The organism is Hyphomonas sp. CACIAM 19H1, assembly GCF_003325995.1.
Classification (GTDB): domain Bacteria; phylum Pseudomonadota; class Alphaproteobacteria; order Caulobacterales; family Hyphomonadaceae; genus Hyphomonas; species Hyphomonas polymorpha.
The window spans coordinates 3,685,040-3,710,291 of the sequence record NZ_CP016437.1 but is presented as its reverse complement, the minus strand read 5'-3'; the positions used below and the strand labels follow the sequence as shown (position 1 = coordinate 3,710,291).

At 60.3% G+C, this 25,252-nt stretch carries 20 protein-coding genes; 6 read left to right on the top strand and 14 right to left on the bottom strand.

From position 1 onward, the window contains the following. Positions 1-45 precede the first annotated feature (45 nt). Together BBF93_RS17395 and BBF93_RS17390 are read left to right on the top strand one after the other, a co-directional pair. Entirely contained in the window at positions 46-735 is a 690-nt protein-coding gene (locus BBF93_RS17395) for a DUF4328 domain-containing protein (RefSeq protein ID WP_114106715.1), read from the top strand. 89 nt (positions 736-824) lie between these two features. Beyond that, positions 825-1,583 (top strand): YebC/PmpR family DNA-binding transcriptional regulator, encoded by a 759-nt coding sequence (locus BBF93_RS17390; protein WP_114106714.1) that lies wholly within the window; start codon positions 825-827, stop codon positions 1,581-1,583. Here BBF93_RS17390 and BBF93_RS17385 read toward each other — a convergent pair whose 3' ends face one another. Then, a complete protein-coding gene (locus BBF93_RS17385; protein ID WP_035597863.1) occupies positions 1,584-2,759 on the bottom strand; it encodes a CaiB/BaiF CoA-transferase family protein in 1,176 nt (391 codons plus the stop codon). It lies immediately after the preceding gene. A gap of 67 nt (positions 2,760-2,826) precedes the next feature. Beyond that, a complete protein-coding gene (locus BBF93_RS17380; RefSeq protein WP_084324263.1) occupies positions 2,827-4,254 on the bottom strand; it encodes a protein adenylyltransferase SelO family protein in 1,428 nt (475 codons plus the stop codon). Positions 4,255-4,440: 186 nt separating this feature from the next. Here BBF93_RS17380 and BBF93_RS17375 point away from each other — a divergent pair, with 186 nt between their 5' ends. After that, positions 4,441-7,395, top strand: coding sequence for a TonB-dependent siderophore receptor (locus BBF93_RS17375; protein ID WP_114106713.1), 2,955 nt, complete (start codon positions 4,441-4,443; stop codon positions 7,393-7,395). A gap of 129 nt (positions 7,396-7,524) precedes the next feature. Here BBF93_RS17375 and BBF93_RS17370 read toward each other — a convergent pair whose 3' ends face one another. The 9 genes from BBF93_RS17370 to BBF93_RS17330 form a co-directional block, all read right to left on the bottom strand. Beyond that, complete coding sequence (locus BBF93_RS17370) at positions 7,525-9,870, bottom strand: TonB-dependent receptor (protein ID WP_035597870.1); 2,346 nt, start codon at positions 9,868-9,870, stop codon at positions 7,525-7,527. Between the two features lie 177 nt (positions 9,871-10,047). Further along, positions 10,048-10,950 (bottom strand): alpha/beta hydrolase, encoded by a 903-nt coding sequence (locus BBF93_RS17365; RefSeq protein ID WP_233349194.1) that lies wholly within the window; start codon positions 10,948-10,950, stop codon positions 10,048-10,050. Between the two features lie 135 nt (positions 10,951-11,085). After that, positions 11,086-12,939 carry an AMP-binding protein gene (locus tag BBF93_RS17360; protein ID WP_035597876.1) on the bottom strand — a complete coding sequence of 618 codons (1,854 nt, stop codon included), beginning with the start codon at positions 12,937-12,939 and terminating at the stop codon, positions 11,086-11,088. An 88-nt stretch (positions 12,940-13,027) separates the two neighbouring features. Next, positions 13,028-14,377 carry a phosphoglucosamine mutase gene (gene glmM / locus BBF93_RS17355; RefSeq protein WP_035597879.1) on the bottom strand — a complete coding sequence of 450 codons (1,350 nt, stop codon included), beginning with the start codon at positions 14,375-14,377 and terminating at the stop codon, positions 13,028-13,030. Positions 14,378-14,399: 22 nt separating this feature from the next. Then, positions 14,400-15,188, bottom strand: coding sequence for a 3'(2'),5'-bisphosphate nucleotidase CysQ (gene cysQ, locus BBF93_RS17350; RefSeq protein WP_035597883.1), 789 nt, complete (start codon positions 15,186-15,188; stop codon positions 14,400-14,402). Between the two features lie 17 nt (positions 15,189-15,205). Beyond that, positions 15,206-16,006 (bottom strand): FKBP-type peptidyl-prolyl cis-trans isomerase, encoded by an 801-nt coding sequence (locus BBF93_RS17345; protein WP_233349193.1) that lies wholly within the window; start codon positions 16,004-16,006, stop codon positions 15,206-15,208. Positions 16,007-16,180: 174 nt separating this feature from the next. Further along, a complete protein-coding gene (locus BBF93_RS17340; RefSeq protein WP_114106711.1) occupies positions 16,181-17,407 on the bottom strand; it encodes a threonine ammonia-lyase in 1,227 nt (408 codons plus the stop codon). A gap of 45 nt (positions 17,408-17,452) precedes the next feature. Beyond that, entirely contained in the window at positions 17,453-19,288 is a 1,836-nt protein-coding gene (locus tag BBF93_RS17335; RefSeq protein WP_035597884.1) for a dipeptide ABC transporter ATP-binding protein, read from the bottom strand. Positions 19,289-19,456: 168 nt separating this feature from the next. Next, positions 19,457-20,137: an OmpW family protein gene (locus tag BBF93_RS17330; protein ID WP_035597885.1), complete on the bottom strand. Its 681-nt coding sequence runs from the start codon at positions 20,135-20,137 to the stop codon at positions 19,457-19,459. A gap of 286 nt (positions 20,138-20,423) precedes the next feature. Between BBF93_RS17330 and BBF93_RS17325 the strand changes: the two genes are divergently transcribed. Then, positions 20,424-21,557: an iron-containing alcohol dehydrogenase gene (locus BBF93_RS17325; protein ID WP_035598062.1), complete on the top strand. Its 1,134-nt coding sequence runs from the start codon at positions 20,424-20,426 to the stop codon at positions 21,555-21,557. A gap of 9 nt (positions 21,558-21,566) precedes the next feature. Next, positions 21,567-22,241, top strand: a complete 675-nt coding sequence (locus tag BBF93_RS17320; RefSeq protein ID WP_035597887.1) for a DNA-3-methyladenine glycosylase I — start codon at positions 21,567-21,569, stop codon at positions 22,239-22,241. 13 nt (positions 22,242-22,254) lie between these two features. Here the strand turns inward: BBF93_RS17320 and BBF93_RS17315 are convergent, their stop codons facing one another. Next, on the bottom strand, positions 22,255-23,313 hold the full coding sequence (locus BBF93_RS17315) for a phytase (protein WP_035597889.1): 1,059 nt from the start codon (positions 23,311-23,313) through the stop codon (positions 22,255-22,257). Positions 23,314-23,395: 82 nt separating this feature from the next. Continuing rightward, the gene (locus tag BBF93_RS17310; protein WP_035597892.1) at positions 23,396-24,274 is read right to left on the bottom strand and encodes a CHAD domain-containing protein; all 879 of its coding nucleotides are present in this window, start codon (positions 24,272-24,274) and stop codon (positions 23,396-23,398) included. Between the two features lie 155 nt (positions 24,275-24,429). On the opposite strand from BBF93_RS17310, the gene BBF93_RS17305 reads away from it, so the two are divergent. After that, positions 24,430-24,852, top strand: coding sequence for a hypothetical protein (locus BBF93_RS17305; protein WP_114106710.1), 423 nt, complete (start codon positions 24,430-24,432; stop codon positions 24,850-24,852). Here BBF93_RS17305 and BBF93_RS17300 read toward each other — a convergent pair. After that, on the bottom strand, positions 24,849-25,232 hold the full coding sequence (locus BBF93_RS17300; RefSeq protein ID WP_114106709.1) for a hypothetical protein: 384 nt from the start codon (positions 25,230-25,232) through the stop codon (positions 24,849-24,851). The two genes, BBF93_RS17305 and BBF93_RS17300, sit on opposite strands and share 4 nt — an antisense overlap. Positions 25,233-25,252 lie beyond the last annotated feature (20 nt).

Sequence of the window (25,252 nt, the reverse complement as noted above, 5' to 3'; positions counted from 1 at the left end):
TGGCAGGGTACCCTTCGGGGCTGCAATAGATCGGGGGCGCGTATCATGGCAAATGTTGCTGGAGCTTCGGGCCAGATTGAGGTGACACGTCCGCTTTTGGGCCGGTTCAAACCAATGCGGGTGGCGTTGTTTGTCTATATGGCGGGAGAGGCAGGTCTCGCGCTGGCCAGTATCGTAGAATATTATGTTCTCAACGCGCGGGGGCTAGACCCGTATTTGGATCTTGGGGCGATGTCGTCCGCTTTTTCCATTGCCGTTCTCGGCGTCAGCCTTGCGCAGATTGGTGGCCTGATCGCTTCGGTCATCCTTGTTTCCATGTGGACCTACCGGGCCATGAAGAACCTCCACATTGTCGAGGCTGTGGCGGCCGCCATGTCTCCGGGCTGGGCGGTCGGGTGGTATTTCATTCCCATCGCCAACCTCTGGAAGCCATTTGAAGGCATGCTGCAGATATGGCGCGAGTCTCACCGCCTTGCCGGGAGGCCTAAAAAGGTTGCGGCCTATATGGGCTGGTGGTGGGCAACTTGGGTCGCCTCGAACATTCTTGCCAACATATCCCTGCGCCTGACGGGATTCACCGACCCGCTGCCGACCTATGACGTGGGCATTCTCGTGGGCGCTGTTGGCAGCGTGCTCTCGGTCGTCTGCGGGTTTCTCCTGCTTCGCACCGCGAAGGAGGTCACGCAGGTTCAGGCGGAAATGAGGTCCGGCGGCTTGGCCGATACGTTCGGCTGATCGCACCGGCGCGGCTTCCCAAGCGCGTTTTGGCGCGATAGACACCGCCCCACACAGCCAGAAACCAGACAGTATCGAGGGGTTTTCCCATGGCCGGGCACAGTAAATGGGCCAATATCCAGCACCGCAAGGGCAAGCAGGACAAGAAGCGCGCGGTGCTGTTCGCGCGCCTGTCCAAAGAGATTACCGTGGCATCGAAGATGGGCGGGCCGGACCCGGCCATGAACCCGCGCCTTCGTCTGGCAATCGCCAACGCCAAGGGTGTTTCGGTGCCCAAGGACAATATCCAGCGGGCGATCGACAAGGGCCAGAGCGGCGGCGGGGCCGACTATGCCGACATCCGTTATGAGGGCGTCGGCCCCGGCGGCGTCGGCATCATCATCGAAGCCTCGACGGACAACAAGAACCGTGCGGCCACCGATATCCGGACGGCCTTCTCCAAGAATGGCGGCGCCCTGAGCACGACCGGCTCTGTATCGTTCAACTTCGGCCAGCTTGGCGAGATTGAATATCCCGTCAGCGCCGGAACCGCAGACGAGGTGATGGAAGCGGCGATCATGGCCGGCGCCCAGGACGTGGAGTCCGACGAGGAAGGCCACTGGATTTATACGGCGCGGGAAGACTTTGCGGCCGTGTCCAACGCGCTTGCCGAAACGTTTGGCGCCAAGGTGGAGCCCACGTCTGCCAAGATCATCTGGAAGCCGAAAGTCACCACGCCGGTTTCGGGCGATGCCGCCGACCAGTTGATGAAGCTGCTCGACGTCCTTGATGAGCTGGATGACGTTCAGAACGTCTATGACAATTCTGAGCTCTCCGAAGACGAGATGGCGCGCCTGGCCGGGGGCTGATCAGCTTTCGGCGCCGAGGCCGAGGCTTTCCAGAATGCTTTCGGTGTCGGCGCCTGGACGCGGCGGCGGCAGCCGCAGGCTCGCTGGTGTTTCCGAAAAGTGGACCGGATGGCGCATGGTGCGGTACTTCCCCGCCTCGGGATGCTCCGCCTCTGTAAAGAAGCCGGTCGAGACGAGGTGGGGATCGCTCAGCACTTCGGCCATTGTGTTGTAGCGCATGGCGGGAATATCTGCCTTGTCCATCAGCGCCAGCCACTCATCGGTGGTCTTGGTGGCGCTGACCTGCTCGATAAGGGCGTAGAGCGCGCCGACATTCTCCGTGCGGGCCTGATAGGTTGAGAAGCGCGGATCCTTGAAGATCTCTGGCATCCCGCCGATGGCAAAGAATTTCTCCCATTGCTCATCCGAATACGGAACAAGTCCGATGAAGCCGTCCTTTGTGGGGTAGGGGCGGCGGTTGGGATTGATGGAGCGGGTGTAGGCGAGCTTTCCATTGCCCGGCAGGAAGGTCTCCCCATAGAGATTTTCGACCATGTTGAAGAAAGTGAAGCTTTCCAGCATGGGCACCTGCACGAACTGGCCCTTGCCGGTGCGCGCGCGGTGAAAGAGTGCCGCCAGGGTGGCGTAGGTGGCGAAGAGGCCTGCGGTCTTGTCGGCCACCAGGGACGGGGCGTATTCCGGCCGCCCGCCAGAACGCAGCGCATTGAGATCGGCAAAACCCGAAGCGCCCTGGATCAGATCGTCATAGGCTTGGCGGCGTTCATAGGCGCCGCCTTTGCCGAAGCCGGCGCAATGGACATAGACGATGTCTTTCTTCAGCGCCTTGACCTGCTCATAGCCAAAGCCGAGCCGTTCCATGCCGGCGAGGCGGACATTGTGGAAGAATACATCGGCGGTTTTCAGCAGCTCTGTCAGGGCGGCTTTGCCCTCCGGCGTCTTGGCGTCCAGCGTCATCGCCTTCTTGTTGCGATTGAGGGCCATATAGATCGGGCCGAGATCACCGGTGGGGGAGGCGCCAGCATACCGCATGGTATCGCCCTTTTTGGGAGGCTCGATCTTGATGACCTCCGCACCGAGATCGGCAAGGATCAGCGTCGCAAACGGCCCGAGCACCACGGAGCTCATATCTACGATGCGGATTCCGGAAAGCGGGCCGGGGCGGGACTTATCGGTCATTAAGGGCCTCCATATTTTTTGGCTAAGTGCCTGCAGGCGGCCCGGAAGATCAAGGCGTTCCCTAGCGTTAAAGTGCTAGGGCGAGGCGAGCTTCCTCGATATGGCTCGTCTTTGCGTGGAACAGGGACCAGTCGTCCGCTTCGGCGATCGGGGCCCACAAGGTCTCGACTTCCTCGATGATAAGGCTGACAGGGGCCGCTCTCTGAAAATAGGCGTGGCTGAGCCGTTCAGGGCGTACCGGGGCCCGCTCGGTCAGCGCAGCGTGGACGGGGGCAAACTGAGCGGTGGTGTAAAGGTTGGCCTGAGGGGAAGACGCTGCACGCGCGGCGCTGGCGTTGCCGCCAAACCAGTCGAAGAAAGTCTGCGGCCAGCTTGCCCCGCTTTCCGTCATCCAGGCATAGAACGCCTGCAGGAACGAAATGTCAGTGTCCGTGTCATTTTCCGGCTCCAGCCCCAACAGATGATGGGTGTGGGCGATGAAGCTTTCCCGGTAGGCGGCTTCATAAGGCACGAGCGCCTTGGCAAGGTCATCTGCCTCGGCAAGCAGCAGCATGGCGGAGGCGAGTTGCTGCAGGGCCCAGCCGCCCTGAACCGGTTGGCGGCCAAACCGGTAAAGCCCCTGGCTGTCGAAATAGGCCGCGGTGAAATTCGGATCGGAGACCGGCAGAAAGCGCCAGGGGCCGAAGTCGAAAGTCTCGCCCGTGATGTTGAAATTGTCCGTGTTCATCACACCGTGGACAAAGCCGGCAGCCATCCACTGGCCAATCATCCGGCCTGTAGCGATGGCTACAGATTCCAGAAGATTTCGCGTCCTGACCGCCATCTCGGGCGCATCAGCAGCCGGGTAGAATTCGGCAATGCAATAATCGACGAGCCGCGCCATGCTCTCCCGGTCCTCATGCCAGGCGCAGCGCTGGAAGGTGCCGAAGCGGACATGGCTGTGAGACAAGCGCACCAGCACCGAGGCGCGCGTGGGGGAGGGCTCGTCATTCCGGCTGAGCTGCTCACCCGTCTCGACGAGGCTGAAAGCCTTGGATGTGTTGACGCCGAGGGCTTCCAGATAGCTCGCGGCCAGAATCTCCCGCACGCCCCCTTTGAGCGTGAGCCGGCCATCACCCTGGCGGGAATAGGGGGTCTGGCCTGACCCCTTGGTGCCCAGATCGAGCAGGCGCCCGGCTGTATCGCGCAGCTGCGCGAAGAGGAAGCCGCGGCCATCTCCGAGCTGAGGATTGTATGTCCCGAACTGGTGGCCATGATACCGCATGGCCAGCGGCTCAGGGAGGTTTCCCGGAAGCGCGTCGAAGTGTGCGAAATGCCGGATCCACGCATCTTCCGAGAGATGATCGAGCCCCGTTTCGGCCGCCCAGCGCTGGTTGCGCCAGCGCAACATGGCGGATGGAAAATCTGCTGGCGCCACTGCATCCGCGAAAGAATCCGCTATCTGCAGGAACGGAGAGGCCGGGGAAGCGGGTTGTTCTGGAGGAGGGTTCTGCATGAAATACACCAGCTTGTGGGTGGACGGACTAAGTTGAACGGCGTGAAAAGTTCCTTTTTTGTATGCAGCGCTGCAGCACAAGTCACCCCTTTGCGACCCGGCAATACCGCATAAGAGTGAGATGAGTCCAATTAATGACAAGCGGCAAAAGCTTGCGCTTGGACCTCATAAAACGGGAGGAAACGAATGAAGTATTTCAAAGGAGCGCTTCTTTGCGCCTCAGCAATTGCGTTGAGTGGTGCAATGACGGCCCACGCTCAACAGGACGACAGCGAACGCAAACTCAGCACGGTGACGGTCACGGGGTCTCTTATTCAAGGGACTCCCGAAGATGCGGCACTGCCGGTGGACGTTCTGACAGCAGATGACCTTCGCTTGCAGGGAAGCCCATCTGCCTTGGACATGATCAAATCCCTGCCTGTTTCGAGTGGTGTTCTGGGGGACACAAACCAGTTCGACGGGCGTGCGCAGGGGTCGGAAGGTTCCGGCACGGTGAACCTGCGCGGCTTGGGCGCTTCGCGGACGCTTGTTCTCCTTGATGGGAAACGGCTGGCGCCGAACCCCTTTGCCTTCGCAGGCAATGGCTCTGTTGACACGAATATCCTGCCGCTGGCCGCAATTGGCCGCATTGAAGTACTCAAGGATGGCGCCGCAGCCACCTACGGTTCCGATGCTGTAGCGGGCGTTGTGAACTTCATTACCCGGAATGATTTTGAAGGGTTCGAACTCAGCGGCGATTACAAATACGTTGATGGCTCGGACGGCGATTACAAGATCGCAGCAGTCGGAGGGTGGAATGTAGGGACAGCGAATTTCCTGCTTGCCGCAGGCTATCAGCATCGTTCTGAGCTGGCCGCAACAGAACGCGATTGGGCTGTGCGGGATTACCTTGATAACCCCCAAGGCGGCTGGTCGCTTGTGGGTAATCCTGGGGCTTTCCTTCCGGTTGCCTTCGTGGGCGGCGTGCCGACCCCTGTGCAGGGCGTGACGCGAGATCCCGCTTGTGGGAACTTTGCAGGTACGCCTCTTTTCTCCGGCGCCACACCGGTCTGTGGCTTTCAGTTCACGCCGTATGACAACATCACCGAGGAAGAAAAGAGATATCAGGTTTTCGGGAAGGCGAATTTTGAGCTTACCGAAAAGCACAACCTGTCACTTCAGGCGTTTTACTCGTCGACTGAAGTGCCGAAGATCGCCTTCTCGCCGTCGTTCCCACCTGTGGGTGGCGCCAGCTCTCCCACCGCGGATGCGTCGCTCGTCCCGGGCCAGTTCTTTGTCCCGGCGACGAATCCAGGGTTTCAGACCCTGATTGCGCAGAATCCTGGTCTTGTTTCGCCAGCAGCTCAGGGTGCGTTCATGATCGCCACGCGCCCACTCGGCTATGGTGGCAATGCGCTGGCCGGGGGGCGTGGTTCCGAGCGGAGTATGCGAGAGTATGAGCATTACCGCGTATCGGCGGAGCTCAAGGGCGAGCTTACTGAATCGATCAACTACACCGCGTCGCTTACTACGGGCTCTCAGACCGGCCGCCGGACCAATGAAGATACCGTCGTCAACCGGTATGCTTTGGCGCTACGCGGGCTGGGCGGGTTTGGCTGTGATGTTGCTGCCAACACGCCCGGACAGAATGGATGTCTCTGGTTCAATCCGTTCTCAAACGCTCTGCCTCAAAACATGGTTACCGGCGCGACCAACCCCAACTACAACTCGGCGGCCGGTAACTCACTCGACGTTCTGGATTTCATACTGGAAGATTCCTTCACCGAGCAGGAAATCAAACTGACGGTCATTGAGGCTGTGCTGGATGGACAGCTCCCGATCACCCTCGGAAACGGGAATATCGGATGGGCTTTCGGTGGACAGTATCGCGAAGAGGAGTTTGATCGTCAGTATAATGACATCGCTAACCTCAACGTTACCCCCTGTATCGCAACTGTAACAACCGGCACGACCACCTGTGCCCAGCCGGTCGGCGCACTTGGATTCCTTGCTGGCTCCCGGCCTCTGAATGCTTCTCAGGATGTGGTCGCCCTGTTCGGCGAGCTCAGCCTGCCGTTCACGGAGAACTTCAATGCTCAGCTTGCGGCCCGGTATGAGGATTATGGTGGCGATATTGGTTCGACTTTCGACCCTAAGCTCTCTCTTCGGTGGCAGATAGCTGAACCCCTTGCTCTCAGGGCCTCCGTCGGCACTACTTTCCGGGGGCCCGCGCTGACGCAAGTGGCTACGGGTTCTGTGACGTCTCTGCAGAACGTGGGCGGGACCTTCCGCGCGGTAGATATTGCAGGCAATCCTGGCCTGAAGCCGGAAAGCGCGCTGACATACAATGTCGGCGGCATTCTCCGGACAGGAAACTTCAGGATGACCCTCGACTACTGGAATTTCGATTTCGACGATTCCGTCGTGACGGAGCCTGTTGCCAGCATGGTTAGCGCCATGTTCCCCAACGGCGCTACTGGGGCAAATAATTGCGGCAATCCAACCTTCGCTGGACTTGAGGCGCGCTTCACGTTCACCGGTGCCTGCGCACTTGGCAACGTGTCGCGCCTTTCAACTCAGTACACGAATGGCCCAAACATCAAAACGTCTGGTATCGACCTCAGCGCAGACTACACATTTGAGGACGTAGTTCGCGCTGGCTTGGACGTCGAGGTGGGCTTCAGCGGCTCTCACGTTCTTGAGTATGACGTCGGTGAAGTCTCGGTCGAGGGAATTGTGGTCGGTCAGCCTTTTTCGGCTGTCGGCTTCCTGAACTTCCAGACGATTGCCACCCCGCTGCCGGAGACCAAGTTCGAGGCTTACATCAACGGCTCTACGGACAACATCAACGCACGTCTCACAGCCAGATATATCGGAGAGTATCAGGATCAGCGAGCCGTGCTGTTCGACGTTCCGAATACTGCAACTGGAACATCGGTTCCGACGCCTCAGGGCAGAACGATCGATTCTTTTGTCAGCTACGACGCAACAGTTGTCTGGTCGCTTCCGTATGAAACGACTGTGTCGTTCTCAGTCGAGAACATTCTGGACACAGATCCACCGTTTGCTCGTCTCGAGCTGAACTATGATCCGTTCACGGGCGATGCTATCGGCCGCACGTTCAAAATCGGTTTCACCAAGCGTTTTGGCGCCGGTAGCTGATAGGTCTTAAACTTTTGAAATCAGGGCGGCCCTCGGTATCGGGGGCCGTTCTTTTTATGGTGCACCAAAGAAAAAGGGCGGCCCATGGGCCGCCCTTCCTGTTTGATCCTGGCCAGGTGGCCGGTGATCTTAGTAGACGTAGGTCAGTTCCAGACCGAGCAGGCGACCTTTTTTCAGCGGCGAGAAGGTGCCGCCGGCGGGAAGCGCCGGATAGGAATAGTTCAGACCCGTCGAGTTGGGGCCAGGGAAGGGCAGCTGGGTGTCGTTGCCGAGCTGCACTTCGTCGAGCAGGTTCTTGCCATAGAGAGAGGCAGAGAGGCCCTGCACCGGCGTTTCCCAGGTCACGTTCACATCGACCATGTTTGCATCCTGGATCCAGCCGAAGTTGCTGTCCGTGTACGCAATACGGTCGCGGTACTGGTAGTTCGCGCGGGCAACGACCGCGCCGGAGGTGCCCAGATCAAACTCCTTCATGAGACCAACACCATAGGTGATCGGCGGCACGCGGGGCAGATCGAGGTTGACGTCTGCATCATTGATGACGCCGTCGCCATTCAGATCGAAGAAGACCCGGTCATAACCTGCATCCATGAAGCCGACATTGAACGATGCCAGCAGCGTGTCTGTAACGGCGACGCGGCCGTCAAACTCAAGACCGTAGATCGTAGCGTCTGCAGTATTGATGATGTTCTGGACAACGCCGGAAGCTCCAGCGGTGTTCACTTCACGCTGCATGTCGCCCACTTCGGTCATGAAGGCTGCGCCGTTGACCTGAATTCGGCCATCAGAGCTCTGTGCCTTGAAGCCGACTTCATAGGAGTCAACTTCTTCCTCGTCAAAACCGAGGCTGCCGGTTTGTGCGACAAACTGGTTGAAGATCGGGATATCGGTGATGCGGAAGTTGTAGCCGCCCGAACGGAAGCCTTTGGTATAGTGGCCATAAGTTTGGACGTTGTCGTTCCAGAAGTACTGCAGGCCAACTTTCGGCGTCCAGTTCTTCCACTCGTTCGAATCGCGGAAGCCGTTGGGTTCCTGGACAGTGCCGCCCGAGATGAGCCCGATCAGAGCATTGTTCCCATCTGGTGAGCATGTGCCCTGGATCACGGAGCAGGGGTTGCGCGGACGGATGTAGATCACGTCACCAGCTTTTTCCTCAACCGAGTAGCGCACGCCAACGGTGGCAATCAGCTTGTCCGTGATCGAATAATCGATGTTCGCGAAGGCGCCCCACACGGTGTGATCGAGTTTGCCGCCGCCGTAGAAGCCCCACGGAATGGAAGCCGGAAGGGTTGCCGGGCGCGTGCTCGGAAGGTTGCGGATCTCTGTGTAGTCCAGAGTCTGCTCGAAGTAGTAGACGCCTGTCGTCAGGTCGAGCTTGTCGAACGTGCCGGCATAGCGCAGCTCGTTGGAGTACTGTTCCTGATTGAATTCGGCGTTGGAGTGGAACAGCGTGAAGGGCGTCGCGTCGATATCGCTGGAGGAGGTCGACTCATACTTGCGGTAGCCGAAGATGTTGGTGATCACGCCGTTGCCGAAGCCGACATCCAGATCGGTGCGCAGCGAGCCCTGAATGGTTTCGCTTTCGCCGAAGCCCGGATTGTTGATCGAGAAATCGAAATTGTCGCGGTCAAAATAGGCGTGGTTTTTGCCAGAAGGACCATCAGAGCGCGAGTCGGTGTATTCGAGTTTACCGAGAAAGGTCAGCGAATCGGTCGGCATGAACTCCAGCGCGCCGCGATAGGTCAGTGCACGCAGCTGGCCGTGGTTCTCGCCATTGTAGAGGTTCTTGAAGTAGCCGTCGTCATAATTGTAGGAGACGCCAAGCTTCCCGTTCAGGACGTTTTCGATCAGGGGGCCCGAAACAATAGCCTGAAGATTGCTGTTGGGGCCGCCGCGGCCGCTGTCGATGGGGCTTTCGATGCTGCTGCGGAGCTTCATCGAGAATTCGTCGGTCGGGTTCGCGGTATTGACGACGATTGCGCCGCCCGTGGTGTTGCGGCCAAAGAGAAGACCTTGCGGGCCACGCAGGACTTCGATGCTGTCCAGGTCGAACATGTCGACGACAACGCCGTTGTTGACGCCGAGATAGACGCCATCAATGAAAACGCCGACGGCCGGGTCGATCGAGGGGATGGAGGAGTTCACGCCGAGGCCGCGAATGGCGAAGTTGGCCGTGCCGCGCGCGGTGCCCACATCGTCGAGCGAGACGTTGGGTGCCGAATAGCTCAGGCTTTCGAGCGTCGTGACGTTGAGGGCGTCGAGGGTGTCAGCATTGAATGCCGTCATGGCAACTGCGACAGTCTGCACGTCTTCGACGTTTGCTTTCTTGGTGGCGGTCACGGTGACCGTGCCAAGCACGCGATCGATTGCGGATTCGCGCGCAGCTGTTTCTTCGGGAGTTTCCTGCGCATAGGCGGGGGCGAACAGGATGAGGGCTGCGGAAGCAGACGTCATCAGCATTTTGTTGAGCGTCATTTCTGGGAGTTTCCTCTAGTACTTATCGGTGCCAGCGGTGTCTGGCCCTTGCGCACTAAATAGACGGTTATCAAGCATTTGAAATATTTGCTGCGGTGCAATAATTGGCTTTAGAGTCCAAGTGTTGCCCGTGGGTCACGCAAAACAATAGTTCCATTTCGGAACTTATGTTGATTCTTAAATTGCACCCAGTGCTTCGCCCGTCACTTTCCCCACTTCGCGCGCCGCTGTTCTTGCTGTTGCAGAGATGTGAGTAAGGTTCAGAAATCCGTGTACCATTGAAGGATATTCCTTCTCGCTCACCTGGATGCCCATGGCGCGGAGCTTTGCGGCGTAGGCCAGACCTTCGTCATGCAGCGGATCCCATCCGCACACGATAATATGGGCAGGCGGAAGATTCCGGAGTTCTTCGGCAGGTGCAAACAAAGGTGATATTCGGGGGTCCATAAAGGTTTCCGGACTGGGCAGATAATGTCCCCGGAAGAATTCGAACAGCCCAACGGAAATGAAGAATCCACTCTCCTGCGGCGACATCTTCTTGCTGCGAATGTCCGCAAACTGCAGAAGCGGGTAGAGAAGCAGCTGGAAGGCCGGCATGGGGCCGCCCTCGCGGTTCATCTGTTGGCAGATGAAGGCAGCGAGGTTCCCGCCGGCGCTATCGCCGGCAACGGCAATCCGGCGATGGTCGATGCCGATCTCCTCGCCGTGATGGCTGATCCACTGCCAAGCGGCGAGCGCGTCGTCATGTGCGCAGGGAAAGCACGTTTCCGGCGCAAGCCGGTAATCGATGGCCAGCACCCGGCACCGCGATCCCTCCGCCATCCGGCGGCAAATCATGTCATGACTTTCCAGGTCACCCAATACAAAGCCGCCGCCATGGAAAAACAGAATGCCTGGGCCAGGCGGAATGCCCGCGCCTAGCGGTACGTAGAGCCGCGCTTTGAGGGGGCCGGAGGGGCCAGGGACGGTGAGCAGCTTGACTTCGGCCAGTTCCGGCGCATCGGGCTCTCCGGAATAATCCATCCTGAAGAATTGCTGGCGAAGCCGCTCAATCGGCAGGCGCAGATCAGGTGGCTGCATCTCAGGGAGGTGCAACTTTTCTCTGAAATTCCGGAAGGCATCATCAAATGTCATGCGCCACACACCTGCTCGGCAATTCCGGCGATGTGATGGCGCATGCGCGATGAAACAAGGGGTAGGGCGTCCTGGTGGCCCTTATAGCTGGATGACCCCGGGGCCGGGTGGCTCTGCATAAAGCGCCTGAACCAAGGCTGCCCGGCGGGAGATCACGAGGCGCTGGTTTACATAGCCTTTGTCAGTGATTTCGCCCGCGTCGATGCTGGGCGGTTCGGTCATGACAAGCACCCGTTTGATCCGGCGGGAAGAGCCCGGTTCGCCTGCGTTGAAGGCTGCTGCCTTGCGGCCAAGGTCTGCCATCAGCGCCGCAAAGCCCTTGGCGGTGTCGCCTGACGCTTTGGCATATTGCTCCACTGTGACCGGAGAGGGCCAGACCAGCGCGGTGGCGTAATCCTTGTCCTGGCCGCAGATTACGGCGTCGAAGATGAGCGGAGAGCAGGCAGCAACGAAATCTGGCCGCAACGTTCCCACCGACACCCATGTGCCGGAAGACAGCTTGAAATCTTCGCCCACCCGGCCATCGAAGATGAGGCCTTGATTGGGATCGTTCTCATCAACGAACTTCACTGCATCTCCGAGGCAGTAGAAGCCTTCCTCATCAAAGACTTCGGCGTTCTTCTTCGGATCGTTGAGATAGCCCGGCATGACGCTCGGGCCTTTGACGCGTACTTCCAGCTTTTCACCATTGGGGACCAGCTTGAGGGTCGTGCCGGGAAGCGGAAGGCCAACCAGGCCAACCCGCTCAACTTCCCAGTGGACCACGGTGATGCCTTGCGTCTCGGTGGCGCCGTACATGGTGATGATGGGAATACGGCGGCCGGTCGCCTTGATCGAAAGCGCCTGAAGGCGATCATAGAGGTCGTCTGAAAGCGTGGCGCCACCATAGCCGATAGAGCGCATGTTCTTGAAGAAGGCCTTCAGGAGGCCTTCGTCCTGCTCCATCGCCTCTGCGAGCATAGCCAGCGCGATTGGCGCGGTCCCGAAGGTCGACGGGCTGCACTCGTGGATGTTGCGGAGGGTTTCATGGAAAAGGGCCGGGGTGGGCTTGCCGCCATCAATCCAGAAGGTGGCTCCATTCCAGAGGGCGCCGTTGAAATTCACATTCGATCCCGAAATGTGGTTCCAGGGCAGCCAGTCGAGCACATTGGCGACCTTGTCCGGATCATAGTCGGGGTCGCGCGCATCATCCCGCAAGCCTTCCTGGCCGGCGATCATGGAGCACATGGAGCCTTGCGTTTGCGGAACGGGTTTGGGGAGGCCTGTGGAGCCTGATGTGAAAAGATACTTCGCGACCGTATCGTCGCCGAGCGTCGCCATAGCGTCTGCGACAGCGGGGGTCGGTACGGTTGCGACAAGATCGTCAAACCGGCGCACGGAATTGTCCCCGCCAGGGTCGGCGCTGACAATAGTGCAGTTCTCAGCGCCGAGCGCGGCAATGCCTTTCTGGAAGGGGGCCAGCTGCTCGGCAAAGATTATGGCGGGCTTCACCGTGTTGTAGCAATGCTTCAGCTTGTCGAAATCATTGGACATGGTCGAGTAGGGAACGGAGATGGGGGCGGCAGGCGCGCCAATCTTCTGGGCCGCCAGAATGATCAGGGCGGCGCGGATGGAGTTGCCCGAAAGGATCATCACGGGCGCGTCCGGGCCAGCGCCCAGATCAAGGAAAGCCTGGGCCAGGGAATCTGTCAGCCGCTTTGCTTCGCCGTAGGTGATCTCGATCCATTGATCCGTATTCGGATCACGCTCCTTGATGAAGACCCTCTCAGGATGCAGCGCCGCGCGTTCGTCCAGCGCGTGCGGGATAGTGGCGGGGCGAGCGCCCGGTGCCTGCCGGGACCTGATATAGATGGCGCCGCCCTTGCGGGTCATTTCGACATCAGGTGTCTTTTGCGGCAGGGGGCGAAACGGGGGAAGGGATTGACCCTCGGCCATGGGAGTTCCTCCGGAAGTATGAATTATCTTTCCGGAGGATAACTTGCCTGTGAGCGCGCGCAACAGGTGACGCCGCGCCAAGAGCCGGTCAGCTGACGCCGTCTTCGGCTTTCACCGCGCTCACCGCATGGTCGAGCGCTTTCTGCATCAGGGCTTCATCCAGTGCTTCAGCCATAACGCGAATAAGCGGCTCGGTTCCGGATTTGCGCACAACCATCCGACCACGGTCGGCGAGCATATCATCCGCCTCTGCCAGCGCGGCCTTGACCCTATCACTTTCGAGAGGGTTCGCGCCGGAATAGCGTATGTTAACGAGCTTTTGTGGCGCGGGCTTGAAGACGCGCAGCATGTCTGATGCCTTGCCACCGCGGGCGGCGAGCACTGACAGGACCTGAAGTCCTGCCAGAAGGCCATCTCCTGTCGTGGAGACGTCCGACAATATGATGTGCCCGGACTGTTCGCCCCCGAGATTAAATCCGTGTGCGCGCATATGCTCGCCCACGTATCGATCGCCGACCTTTGTTCGGGCGAGGGTCAAGCCCTCGGCTTTCAGAAATTCCGACAGCCCCATATTTGACATGACGGTCGCGACCATGCCGCCGCCCTTGAGGCGGCCGGTGCGGTGCATCTCTCCGGCAATGAGACCCATTACCTGATCCCCATCCGCTTCCATGCCTGTCTCATCTATCACGATCAGCCGGTCCGCGTCGCCGTCCAGGGCGATGCCGATATCCGCGCCGGTTTCCAGAACGGCTGCTTTCAGAGCGCCGGTTGCCGTCGAGCCGACGCCGGCATTGATATTCACACCATCGGGCGCGTTGCCGATGACCGTAAGCTGCGCGCCAAGTTCTCTCAGCGCTGCTGGCGCGGTCTCGAAACCTGCTCCGTGCGCGCAATCGAGCACGACCTTCAGTTTTGAAAAGTCTCGCGCCCCGGTCAACGTGTCGAGGCAGCGCCGGACATATCGGGCTGGGGCGCCCGCAAGCTCGCGGGGGAGGGCGATTTCTGCGGGGGCAGCGTAGTCTCCCTCGAGCGCCGCGCTCATGCTGGCCTCCAGTGCCTCCTCAACGGTATCGTCAAACTTCACACCATCGGGACTGAAGAGCTTGAGGCCATTGTCTTCGAACTTGTTATGGCTCGCCGAGACCATTACGCCGAGGGCGGCCCCGGTTTCGCGGGCCATCAACGCGACGGCGGGCGTCGGCACTACGCCCAGGCGCACGGGGGTTATGCCCATGGAGGCAAAACCGGCGATCAGGGCTGCTTCTATCATTTCGCCGGACCGGCGCGTATCGCGGCCGATCACCACTTCGCGCCCGCCTTGCGGCGCGAAGGTCCGCGCAGCCGCTATGGAGAGGCGCAGCGCCGTTTCGGCGGTCATCGGCTTCTTGTTGATGCGGCCGCGGATGCCGTCCGTTCCAAAATACTGGCGTGCCATGCTTTCCTCCGAGGACGGCCGTTCAGCGCGGCGTCACATCTCCAAAGACGACAAAACTGGGATTATCGTATCCGCGTTCTCTTTTGCCATAAAGAAGGGGTTCGCCGGTGATCGTCAGGACGCGCCCTCCGGCAGCTTCCACAACGGCCTGGCCCGCGGCTGTATCCCACTCCATCGTGCGACCAAGACGCGGGTACACGTCCGCTTCCCCTGCCGCCACGAGACAGAATTTCAGAGCAGATCCAGCACCCTTGATTTCAGCAATCGGATACCGGGAGAGCCACTCATCCGTATCGGGACTGCGATGGGATTTCGAAGCAACCGCAGTCAGACCAGCCGCGGGGGCGGGCCGGATTCTCAGCGGTGCACGTTTGGTGGGAACCGGGCCGTCGGGGGCGGCTTTTGCCTGCCAGGCGTGCGTGGGGCTTTCTGCCACGAACAGACGGTGCTGCGCGGGAACGTAGACAACTCCCATGACCGGGCGGCCATGTTCGATAATGGCAATGTTCACGGTGAACTCGCCGTTCTTGGCGACGAACTCCTTGGTGCCATCCAGCGGGTCGACGAGCGCAAAGCGGGCGCCATGTTCCGGGATATGGCCTCCTGCGACGGATTCCTCGGCAATGACCTGCAGGCTGGGGTCTGCTTCAGCGAGGCCCTTCAGGATGACCGCTTCAGCGAGACCATCGGCTTCTGTCAGGACCGAATGGTCATCCTTGTGGCTGACGCTGAAATCCGTGCGGTAGACCCGCATGATCTCTTTTCCAGCGGCGAGAGCGATGGCGGCGAGAGTGGTGGCGTTGAGAGACATCTGTGAGCTGACGGCCTTCAACGCATCACGTCAAGCAGTTCGACTTCGAACTGCAGGGCCGTGTTGGGCGGGATCGGGCCGCCTGGCGTGCCCTGTTCGCCATAGCCAAGCTCGGAGGGAATGTAGAGCATCCAATGGTCGCCGGGTTTCATCATGGCGAGGGCCTCGACCCAGCCGCTGATCAGCTGATTGGAGGGGAACACTTCCGGATCGCCGCGCTGGTAGGAACTGTCGAACAGCTCGCCTGTGTCCGCCAGGCGGCCTTCATAGTGCACGACAACGAGTTGCCCGCCGACGGGCGGCTGGCCTGCGGCATCTCCGCTTTTCAGAATGATGTATTGCAGTCCGCTATCAGTCTTCTGGACTTCGGGAAGCTCGGGATTCCAAGGATAGTATTTTGCCCAGGCGGCCGCGTCCGATTTCTTGGGTTCCACGATGCCGAGAAGCGACACGTAGAAGACAAGATCGTCTCCAGCCTTGATGACATTCCCGCGCGCCTGCTGGCCGTAGGCGAAGCGATTGGGAATGTAGAAGACAAACTCGTCGCCTTCGCTCATCTCCTGAAGGCCGATGGTCCAGCCGGGGATGACCTGGTCCAGGCGGAATTCGGCGGGTGAGCCCCGATCCAGGGAGGAATCGAATTTTTCCCCGGTCGGCAGGCGGCCATCATAATGCACGCTGACCCGGTCAGACGAGACCGGCTTCTTGCCGTCCTTGGGGCCTTCTTTCACGACAATATACTGGACACCGCTTTCCGTCGTCACGATCCCTTTGGCGTCAGGGTTCCAGGGAAGGTATTTATCGACAGGAGATGTCATAGCGGATTCCTCGGCAGCGCCTTGGGTTTGCGGGGCGCAAGCGGCCAGCGAAACGCTGAGAGCTGCGGCGATAAATAAGGCGCGGAACATGGCGCTAGCCTCCTGAAAGGGCTGAATTGTCGGGTGCTCTCTAGGCTGGTTTCCCGGGTTAGTCACGTGTCCCGGAGGGGTACCCTAAATGGCGCGGGGCGGGTATCCCGCCTGCGCCAGGGCGTCGATGACTTCCTGCGTGTGCTGGCTGTCCCGCGTTTCCATCAGGATGTCGAACTCGGCGCCTTTGGCCGGCACATCCAGTGCAATCCGGTTATGCGCCACTTCCATGATGTTTGCGCCCTGATCCCCGATGATCTTGGACACCAATGCCAGAAGGCCGGGCCGGTCATCCCCCACGATGCGGATGCGGGCCAGGCGGTTCTCGCGAACGAGCGCGCGCGTCAGGACGGAAGCGAGAAGGCGCGTGTCGATATTGCCGCCACAGAGCACCAACCCCACGTTCCGCCCGTAAAAGCGGGAAGGGTGAGCGAGCAGAGCGGCCAGGCCTGCGGCGCCAGCTCCCTCGGCAATGGTTTTCTCGACTTCCACGAAGAGGGTGATGGCCCGCTCCAGATGTTCTTCCTCCACAAGAACAATGTCATCGACAAGTTCCTGGGCGATCAGGCGGGTCAGCTGACCCACTTCCTTGACCGCAATGCCCTCGGCGATCGTGGCCCCGCCCATTTTGGGCGACTTGCCGCGCAGCGCCGCATGCATGCAGGGATACATCGCTGCTTCCACGCCAATGATCTTGATATCAGGCTTCAGGGCTTTTGCGGCAACAGCGATGCCGCTGATCAGGCCGCCCCCGCCGATCGGAACCACGAGCGTATCGAGGTACGGATTGTCCGCCAGCATTTCCACCGCGATTGTGCCCTGGCCGGCAATGATGTCCGCATCATCAAAGGGGTGGATGAAGGTCAGGCCTTCTTTCTCGCCCAGCTTCAGGGCGTATTCCTTGGCCTCGTCAAAGATCATGCCCTCCAGCACCACGCGGGCGCCATGGTCACGGGTATGCTCCACCTTGTTGAAGGGGGTGGTCTCGGCCATCACGATGGTGGCTGGAATGCCGAGGCGGCGCGCGTGATAGGCAACGCCCTGGGCATGGTTACCGGCTGATGCGGCAATGACGCCGGCTTTCTTTTCCTTATCGGAAAGTTTCACCAGCTTGTTCAGGGCGCCACGTTCCTTGAAGGCGGCGGTGAACTGGCGGTTTTCGAGTTTGACCCAGACCTGTGCGCCGGTGATCGCCGAGAGCGTTTTCGAATGCGCGAGTTCTGTCCGCTCAATCTGCCCTTCAAGCACTTTGGCAGCGGCCTGTATGTCGGCCAGGGTAACGGGCAGGGGAGAGGTCAGGGTATCGGGCATGATAAAGGGTTCCGGCAAAGCGGCCGCACCCTATTCGGGCGGGGGTTAATTTACAAGCAATCCTGCTGCGCCTGGGGCAGGGTCGTGCTCCGCCACCCAGTGATTGCCGGCCACCTGGACGAGTTGCGGCTGGTACTGATCCACATCCGGATCATCTACCAGCTTCGACTTGAGGAAACGGAGGGCGGCGCGGCTGTCGAGGGGGCTGGGCAAATCGCCAGTCAGTTTTACACGCTCACGAGCGCGCTCGCCGCGCGGATCGGCATTCGGGACTGCCGCGATCAGGCCCTGCGTATAGGGGTGGCGGGCATCTTCATAGATAGCGTTCCGGTCTGCGAGTTCGACGATCCGCCCAAGATAAAGCACCATCACCCGATGGCTGATCTGGCGGACGACGGCGAGGTCGTGGCTGATGAAAATCATTGAGAGGCCGAACTCCTTCTGAAGTTCGATCAGCAAATCGACGACCTGCGCCTGAACCGACACATCCAGGGCGGAAACCGCTTCGTCACAGATAACGAGCTGGGGTTTCAGGATCATCGCCCGGGCAATCCCGACACGCTGGTTCTGGCCGCCGGAGAGTTCGTGCGGATAGCGGTTGATGAGGTTTGGATCGAGCCCGACACGCGGCAGAATTTCGCGTACCCTTGCCTCGCGCTCGGAGCGGGAGAGGTCCGGCTCATGCACCAGCAGAGGCTCCGCCACTGAGGCACCGATGGTCATGCGGGGATCAAGGCTCGCAAGGGGATCCTGGAAGACGATCTGGAGTTCATCGCGAAGGCCGTCCATCTCGCTGCGGCTGGCCTTGGCAATGTCCTTGCCAAGCCAGGCAACCTTGCCGGCAGTCGGTGGAATGAGCCGCAGCACACCCCGTGCCAGTGTCGATTTTCCGCACCCGGATTCTCCGACCACGCCCAGAGTCTCGCCGGGTTTCAAGTCGAAACTCACGCCGTTCACGGCTTTGAGGGGTTTGCGCTTTCCAAGCAGGCCGCCTTTGATCTGGATAGGGAAGTGAACCTTCATATCGTCGACCTGCAGAATTGGTTTTGTATCTGCGGCGGGTGGGGCCGACAGCGGGGGGCGTCCCGGCGGGTCAGGCATATCCAGGCGCGGCACAGCCGCCAGAAGCATTTTGGTATAGTCGTGCTTGGGGGAATAGAAGATTTCGTCAGTTGTGCCCTGCTCGACGATCTCGCCATGGCGCATCACGATCACCCGGTCACACATGCGGGCAACCACCCCCATATTGTGCGTAATCAGAACAATTCCGGTGCCTGTTTCGCGCTTGAGTTCATCCATCAGTTCCAGAACCTGGGCCTGGACAGTCACGTCGAGCGCTGTGGTGGGCTCATCCGCAATCAGAACCTTCGGCCCGCAGAGCATTGCGATGGCAATCATCACGCGCTGCCGCATGCCGCCCGAAAGTTCATGCGGAAACTGTTCCATGCGCCGGGCTGCCTCCGGGATGCGCACATGCTCCAGCCATTCGATGCAGCGTTCATTGGCTTCTGCGCCCTTGAGGCCCTTATGCAACGCCAATATCTCGCGCATCTGCGCGCCGACGGTCATGTGGGGCGTAAGGCTTGTCAGTGGATCCTGAAAGATCATCGACATTTCAGCGCCGCGTATATCGCGCAGCTGTGCCACCGAGGCTGTCAGCATTTCGGTGTCACCGAAGCGGATGCTGCCTTCGGCCTTGCCGTTTCCGGCAAGCAGGCCCATGGCCGCAAGGGCGGACTGGCTCTTGCCAGAACCGCTTTCGCCCACGATGCCAACGCACTCGCCAGGCGAAACGCCGAAGGAAATTCCCTTCACGGCGTTCACGGTGCCATCGGGCGTCTCGAAATCGACCTTCAGGCCGGTCACAGTCAAAAGTGTCATAACCATGACGAGTAACGGGCCGGGGCCGGGGCGCAAGAGGCAGCAGCAGATTCAGAGCGCAGAAAACGCCGCGCCAGCTGATTAGCAGGCGCGGCGCTCTCGTTTAAGCAATACCAGTCTGGGGTTGGGATGGGAGGCTGGTATTGCCTCGATCTGATCGTGGCCAGATCAGAACTTATAGCCGAGACCCACGCCTACGATCAGTGGGTTGATGTCCACATCCGCATTCACCTTGGCGCCGAGCGCGGTGGTGAAATCGACTGTAACATCGGTATTGATCCAGACCTTCTTGATGTCGGCATTCAGCGCCCAGCCACCTTCCTTGCCATCTAGATCGTAGTCAAACCCGACTTGAAGGGCAGGACCGAAGCTCGGATCATAGTCGATCCCGTCCGCCACCGGGCCGGCATCTTCATTGAAGAAGAAGGTCGCATTGACCCCAGCGCCCACATACGGCTTGAAACGGGTGCCGTTCTGGAAATGGTATTGCAATGTCAGGGTCGGGGGCAGAAGCCAGACATCGCCCAGATCGATATTGGCATTGGTCAGGGCGCCCGGCACCGTCACGCTGGTTGCTTTCACATCATGGGGTGTCACCCCGAGGATCAGCTCTGCGGCGATACTCTTGGTGAAGAAATAGGTGATGTCGAGTTCCGGGACGTACTGGTCGCCGATGTCCACGCCGCCCTGCAGGCGCGTGTTACCTACGGACAGAGCGCCGGATTCGTCGGGCAGAACGCCGATGACGCGTGCGCGCACCATCCAGGGGTTATCATCGGCCGATGCCGTGCCGGCAAATCCCATCAGGGCTGTGCCTGCCATCAAGGTGGCTGCGAGGAGCTTTTTCATTGTCGAAACCCGCTGTTTTTGTGAGTGATGAGATACAGGTAAGCCTCTGGAATTAAAGGCGAAATTGCCCAGTTTGCCGCGCGGCTCCGAGCCGCGCGGCACATGCGCTCATTTAGGTACTCGTCCGTATTGAGATAAAAATCAGGGGCAGCGATGCTGGATACCAACTGCGTCCTGCTACCTTGGGAGGTGCGGCGCTGTGAGCAGCGCGCTGCCCTAGGGAAAGGCTTGCCTTGACGCAGCGCACTTGGGAACATGGCGCGTTTTCCGCCTTCTGGAGCTTCCCATGCCGGTTATGAATTTCCTCACGCAGTGCGTCTTCGATTCTGGCGCACTCAAACAGCTTTCCAAACTCGCAAAGGCGCGGGGCATCACGCGCCCCTTCATCGTGACGGATGCGGGCATCAAGGCTTCCGGCATCCTTGCAAAGGTCGAAGATGCACTCGACGTCGCCCCTGCCGGCGTCTTTGCCGAAACCGTGCCCAACCCCACCGAGGCGCAAACCAAGATCGCGACCGCGCTCTACAAGGAATCCGGCGCTGACGGGATCATAGCTGTGGGCGGTGGTTCTTCCATGGACCACGCCAAGGCAATTGGCCTGATGGCGAGCCATGAAGGGCCTCTGGAAAATTTCGCGGCGATCGTCGGCGGCTCTAAGCTGGTCGGCAAGATTCCGCCGCTGATCGCCATCCCGACAACGGCGGGAACCGGCTCGGAAGTGTCCATCGGCATGGTCATCATCATGGAGAATGGGCGGAAGGAAACCTTTGCCTCGCCCAATCTCATTCCGCTTGTCGCCCTCTGTGATCCGGACCTTACCATCGGTCTTCCGGCCGGGCTCACAGCAGCAACCGGTATGGACGCGCTGACGCATTGCATCGAGGCTGTGCTCACGCCGGCAATTAATCCGCCTGCGGAAGCTATCGGCTATGACGGCGCACACCGCGCGTTCGGGATGGGCATGCTGAAGCGTGCCGTCAAGGATGGCTCGGATGAAGAGGCCCGCTGGCACATGATGATGGCGAGCTATGAAGGAGCGCTCGCCTTCGTGAAGGGGCTTGGCGGGGTTCATGCGCTCAGCCATGCCGCTGGGCGGCTGCATGAGAAGAAGCTTCACCACGGCACGCTGAACGCCGTTTTCCTGCCGCACATCCTGCGATTCCATAATGGCGCCGCAGACGAAAAGTATGCCCGCCTGCGCCAGGCGATGGGCCTCAAGGCCGGCGCGGATCTGGCCGATGCCATTCAGGATCTCAACAATGCCATCGGCATTCCGCCCACGCTGAGCGCCATGGGCCTGACGGCATCGGATGGGCCGGGGATCGTTGAATATGCTCTGGTGGATCTTGCCCATGCGGGCAACCCCCGTGCGATGAGCGCCGACGACTACGCAGCCGTTTACGAGATCGCGCTGGGCTGAGGAACTTCCATGAAGCGCCGCTTTGCTCCGATACTCAAGATGGCTGGCAGCCATCATGGGGGAGAGCGGGCGGCGCTTGAGAAGTCGCGCAACACGCACGCGGTCATGCATCTGGAGAAAGTGCCGTCCAGCCGGCTTCTCTCGGTAATGACGCGCTGTGTGTTCAATGCGGGGTTCAACTGGAAGGTCATAGAAGCAAAGTGGCCGGGCTTTGAGGTGGCCTTTGAGGGGTTCGATCCGGGCAAGCTTGCCTTCTTCGGCGACGAGATGATGGACCGTCTGCTGGCGGACGAGCGGATCGTGCGCAACGGACAGAAGATCCGGGCAACGCTCGAGAATGCAAGGTTCGTTGCAGATGTCGACCAGGAGGAGGGCGGTTTCGGCCGCTTTCTCGCAAGCTGGCCAGCGACGGATCAGCTTGGCTTGCTTACACTCCTGAGCAAGCGCGGCTCACGCCTTGGCGGGGCAACGGGACAGTACTTCCTGCGTTTTGCTGGATGGGATGCGTGGATTGCGTCGCCCGATGTCTGCGCCGCTCTGGCGCGCGAGGGCATTCTGGACAGCCCGGCAGCTACCAGCAAGCGCGATCTCACCGCGCTGCAGGAAGCAATCAATGAGTTTCATTCCGACAGCGGATTACCGCGGGCGCAGATCAGCCGGCTGCTCGCGATGAGTGCCGGCTGACACGGTGGCGGGCCTATTCGGCGGCCATCTCCGGCAGGCCGAGCGCCGCTTCCACATCGGCCCAGTTCACGACCTTGAAGTTCTGGTTCTCTCCAGACCTGGGATTGCCGTCATCCTGCACGATCAGAACCCCGCGGGGGAAGCCGGGCAGGGCGCCGGAAAAAGCGTCCAGCCCGTCTGTATGGGTCACCTCATCTATGTCCAGCGCTTCATTGGCGATAATTGAAAAGCTGCCGCGCGGCGCGTGCGGCGCTTGCCGGTCATAAACAACGAAGCGGTTGGCTGCCTGCGCGGACGCCACCACCCAGCCTGCGCCATTCCCGCCTCTCCAGATCGATACCCCTTCCACATCGGCCACGAGGCCAGCGGCGCCACCAACCGTGTCGACCAGCACAGGCTGGGGCGCTTCTTCGCGATAGGCGACCGTCCACAGGCCTCTGTCTTCTTCTCCGACAAAGATGAGCCCGTTGGCTTCGTCGAAGACGCAGCCCTCAAGCTGCGTATCGAGTTTGACGGATTTCAGAAGATCTCCGCTGAGCTCATTCTCGCCGACCGAGAGCGACCAGATCTGCAATGTCCCGTCCTTGTAGGTCACGCCTGCGAGATCGCTTTCCCCTTCGCGGGCCTGGCAAATGCCATAGGGCTCTACTGTATTTGTCGGAATGTCGCCGCGATGGCTCACCTCTCCGGTTACCCGGTCGATCAGGAAGACGGAGATGGCGTTGACCTGATCATTGCTGGCCACAGCAATATCGAAGGACCGATCCGCAGACTGACGAACATCCACATTGTTGATCAGGCCGATCGGCAGGCGCTGAACTTCTGCGCCGTCGAGCCCGAACACAACCAGGCCCTCTTTCTTGTTGGTGCCAAGGATCAGGGACTGTGCGGGATCTGCCGGATGTTTCCACAGGGCCGGATCATCTGCGGCGTCCCCTTTGGCGCCTGCAGGGGCCGTTTCCACGCTGGCCATGACGAATTTCTGACCGTCGATTACAGCGGCAGGTGCAGACGCGCAGGCGCCCACCGTCAGGACAAGCGACAGGGCAAGGGCGGGCCGGAAAAAAGACATGGGGGCTCCAGGAAAGCAGGCAAGACACGATTCGACGCCTTCTTTATCGCTGCTGCATGACAGTATCGCGACGAAGCGGCGTTCAGGCCTCGCTGGCCTCCCAATAGACGGCCCACCTGGCAGCAAGGGCTGCCGGCTTTTCAGCGGTCAGCAGGCGCGAGATGCGCTCGGCCTTTTTCAGAAGCCTTTTCTGGTCACGCGCGGCGGCGCGGAAGAGTTTTTTCAACGTGTCCTTGTCCAGCCGGTCATCAGGCAGGGCTTTGAGTGCTGCCACAAGCAGTCCGCTGTCGCGCCAGTCTCCCAGGCTTTCGGAGAGCCGGTTTGCCATGCGGGCATGACCGTCCATGGCATCCGGGCAGCTGCGTCCCAGCAGAAGCGTATGGTGCCAATGGCTTTTGGCACTTTTCCGCCAGTCATGGATCATTTCTTCTTCGCCCGTGCGGATCGCCTCCGAGAAGTTTCTCCGCAGCTTCCTGTAGCTGCGCTTGAGGCCGGGCTGCAGGGCGGCGAACCCCTCCGCGCGAACCTCCCAGCCGGCGGCGCGTTTGGCCGCGCTCCGCATGTCGCGGTCGAAGGTTTTCAGAAGCCTGGCCGTAGCGGCGCCACCACTGGGCGCGCCGGAATCGCCCGCGAGAGTCGCTTCGGTATCGGCAAGCATTTCCGGCGGTAATTTCAGACGCCGCAGACTATCCAGGATGGCGCTTGAGTCTCGTGCTTCAGAAAGCTGGCGGGCTGCGTCTCTCAGGGCTGCATTCTCCATCGGCGCTTCTTCAAACACCGGCCCGATGAGGCGGATCACGGAGCGTAACCGCTTGGTGCACTTGCGCACCTCGTGAACTTTCCGGGGGGCTGGCAGGTCTGCCGCGGCGATCACCTCCGCCATTCGCGCGAACTCTTCCCCGGCGATGCGCCGGATGCCCTCTTCAACGCGCTCACTACCGGGCTTCAATCGATAAGCCATGGTGTTGAAATCTGCCCTCCGTCCGTGTTCGGCAAAGGCAAGCTGTCACAAGCTGGGCCCGGCTGCCAATATGCTCGCTCTCAAGGCGAGTGTGACCCTATAGAAACTTGTCAAAAATCTACATGTCTTTGCCGCGAATCCGGCGATAAGGAAGCATGCTTCAAAGCCTTCAGACCCTTTCCAACGGTATTGCCCTGATAACCTGCGCCATGGCGATTGGGGCCTCCTGGGTCGCCTCGATCGCTTCGCCCAATTGCAGCTTTGACAAGCTGACGGGGGCGCGGGCCGACACGCATGTTCGCGAATTGCTGTACCGCACGGCGACGCCGATTGCGGGCATGATGCTGGTGTCCGGCGCGCTGTTCTTGCTCGCCACCAGCTGGATTGCCGGAACGGTCGCCCTAGTGTCCTGCTTCGGATTCTTCTCGACGCGGATGATGCTCGCGCCGAAGGAAGGCAAGAATCCCAAAGGCGTCCGTACGCGCCGCAAGGAACAGCGGGGCAGTTCAGTCATGCTTTCGTTGATGTTCACGGTTGCCGCCGTTGCGGCAGCCGTGCTGGGGCTTTTCGGCCTTTAGGCCATTACCAGCCAGAGACAGCCCATTTCGTGCAGCTTCCGGAAGCTTTCCGATGATCGCTGCGCAGCAGATTTTGCCAGACGGCCGGCCGTTTTCCTGTTGGCGGCCAGCATCATCACACAGATGACCAGCCCAAGCCCTGCCATCCACCAGCCGACGACCAGGGCGGCAATGACACCCACCAGGCAGGAAAGATAGGCCAGCGCGTCCAGGATGCGCAGCCGGATGTCCAGCCACCGGCCGAAGGGTTTCAGGAGTTCCGGGTGGCGGTGCAGCGTTTCGGCATCAATGGCGAAACGGGTGCCTGGCGTGTTTTCGAAGATGAGGGCCCGCGTCATGCGGCCGTCGTCATGCGGGTTGGGCTGGCAGGTCAGAAACATCAGCAACGCTCCAGGCAGGA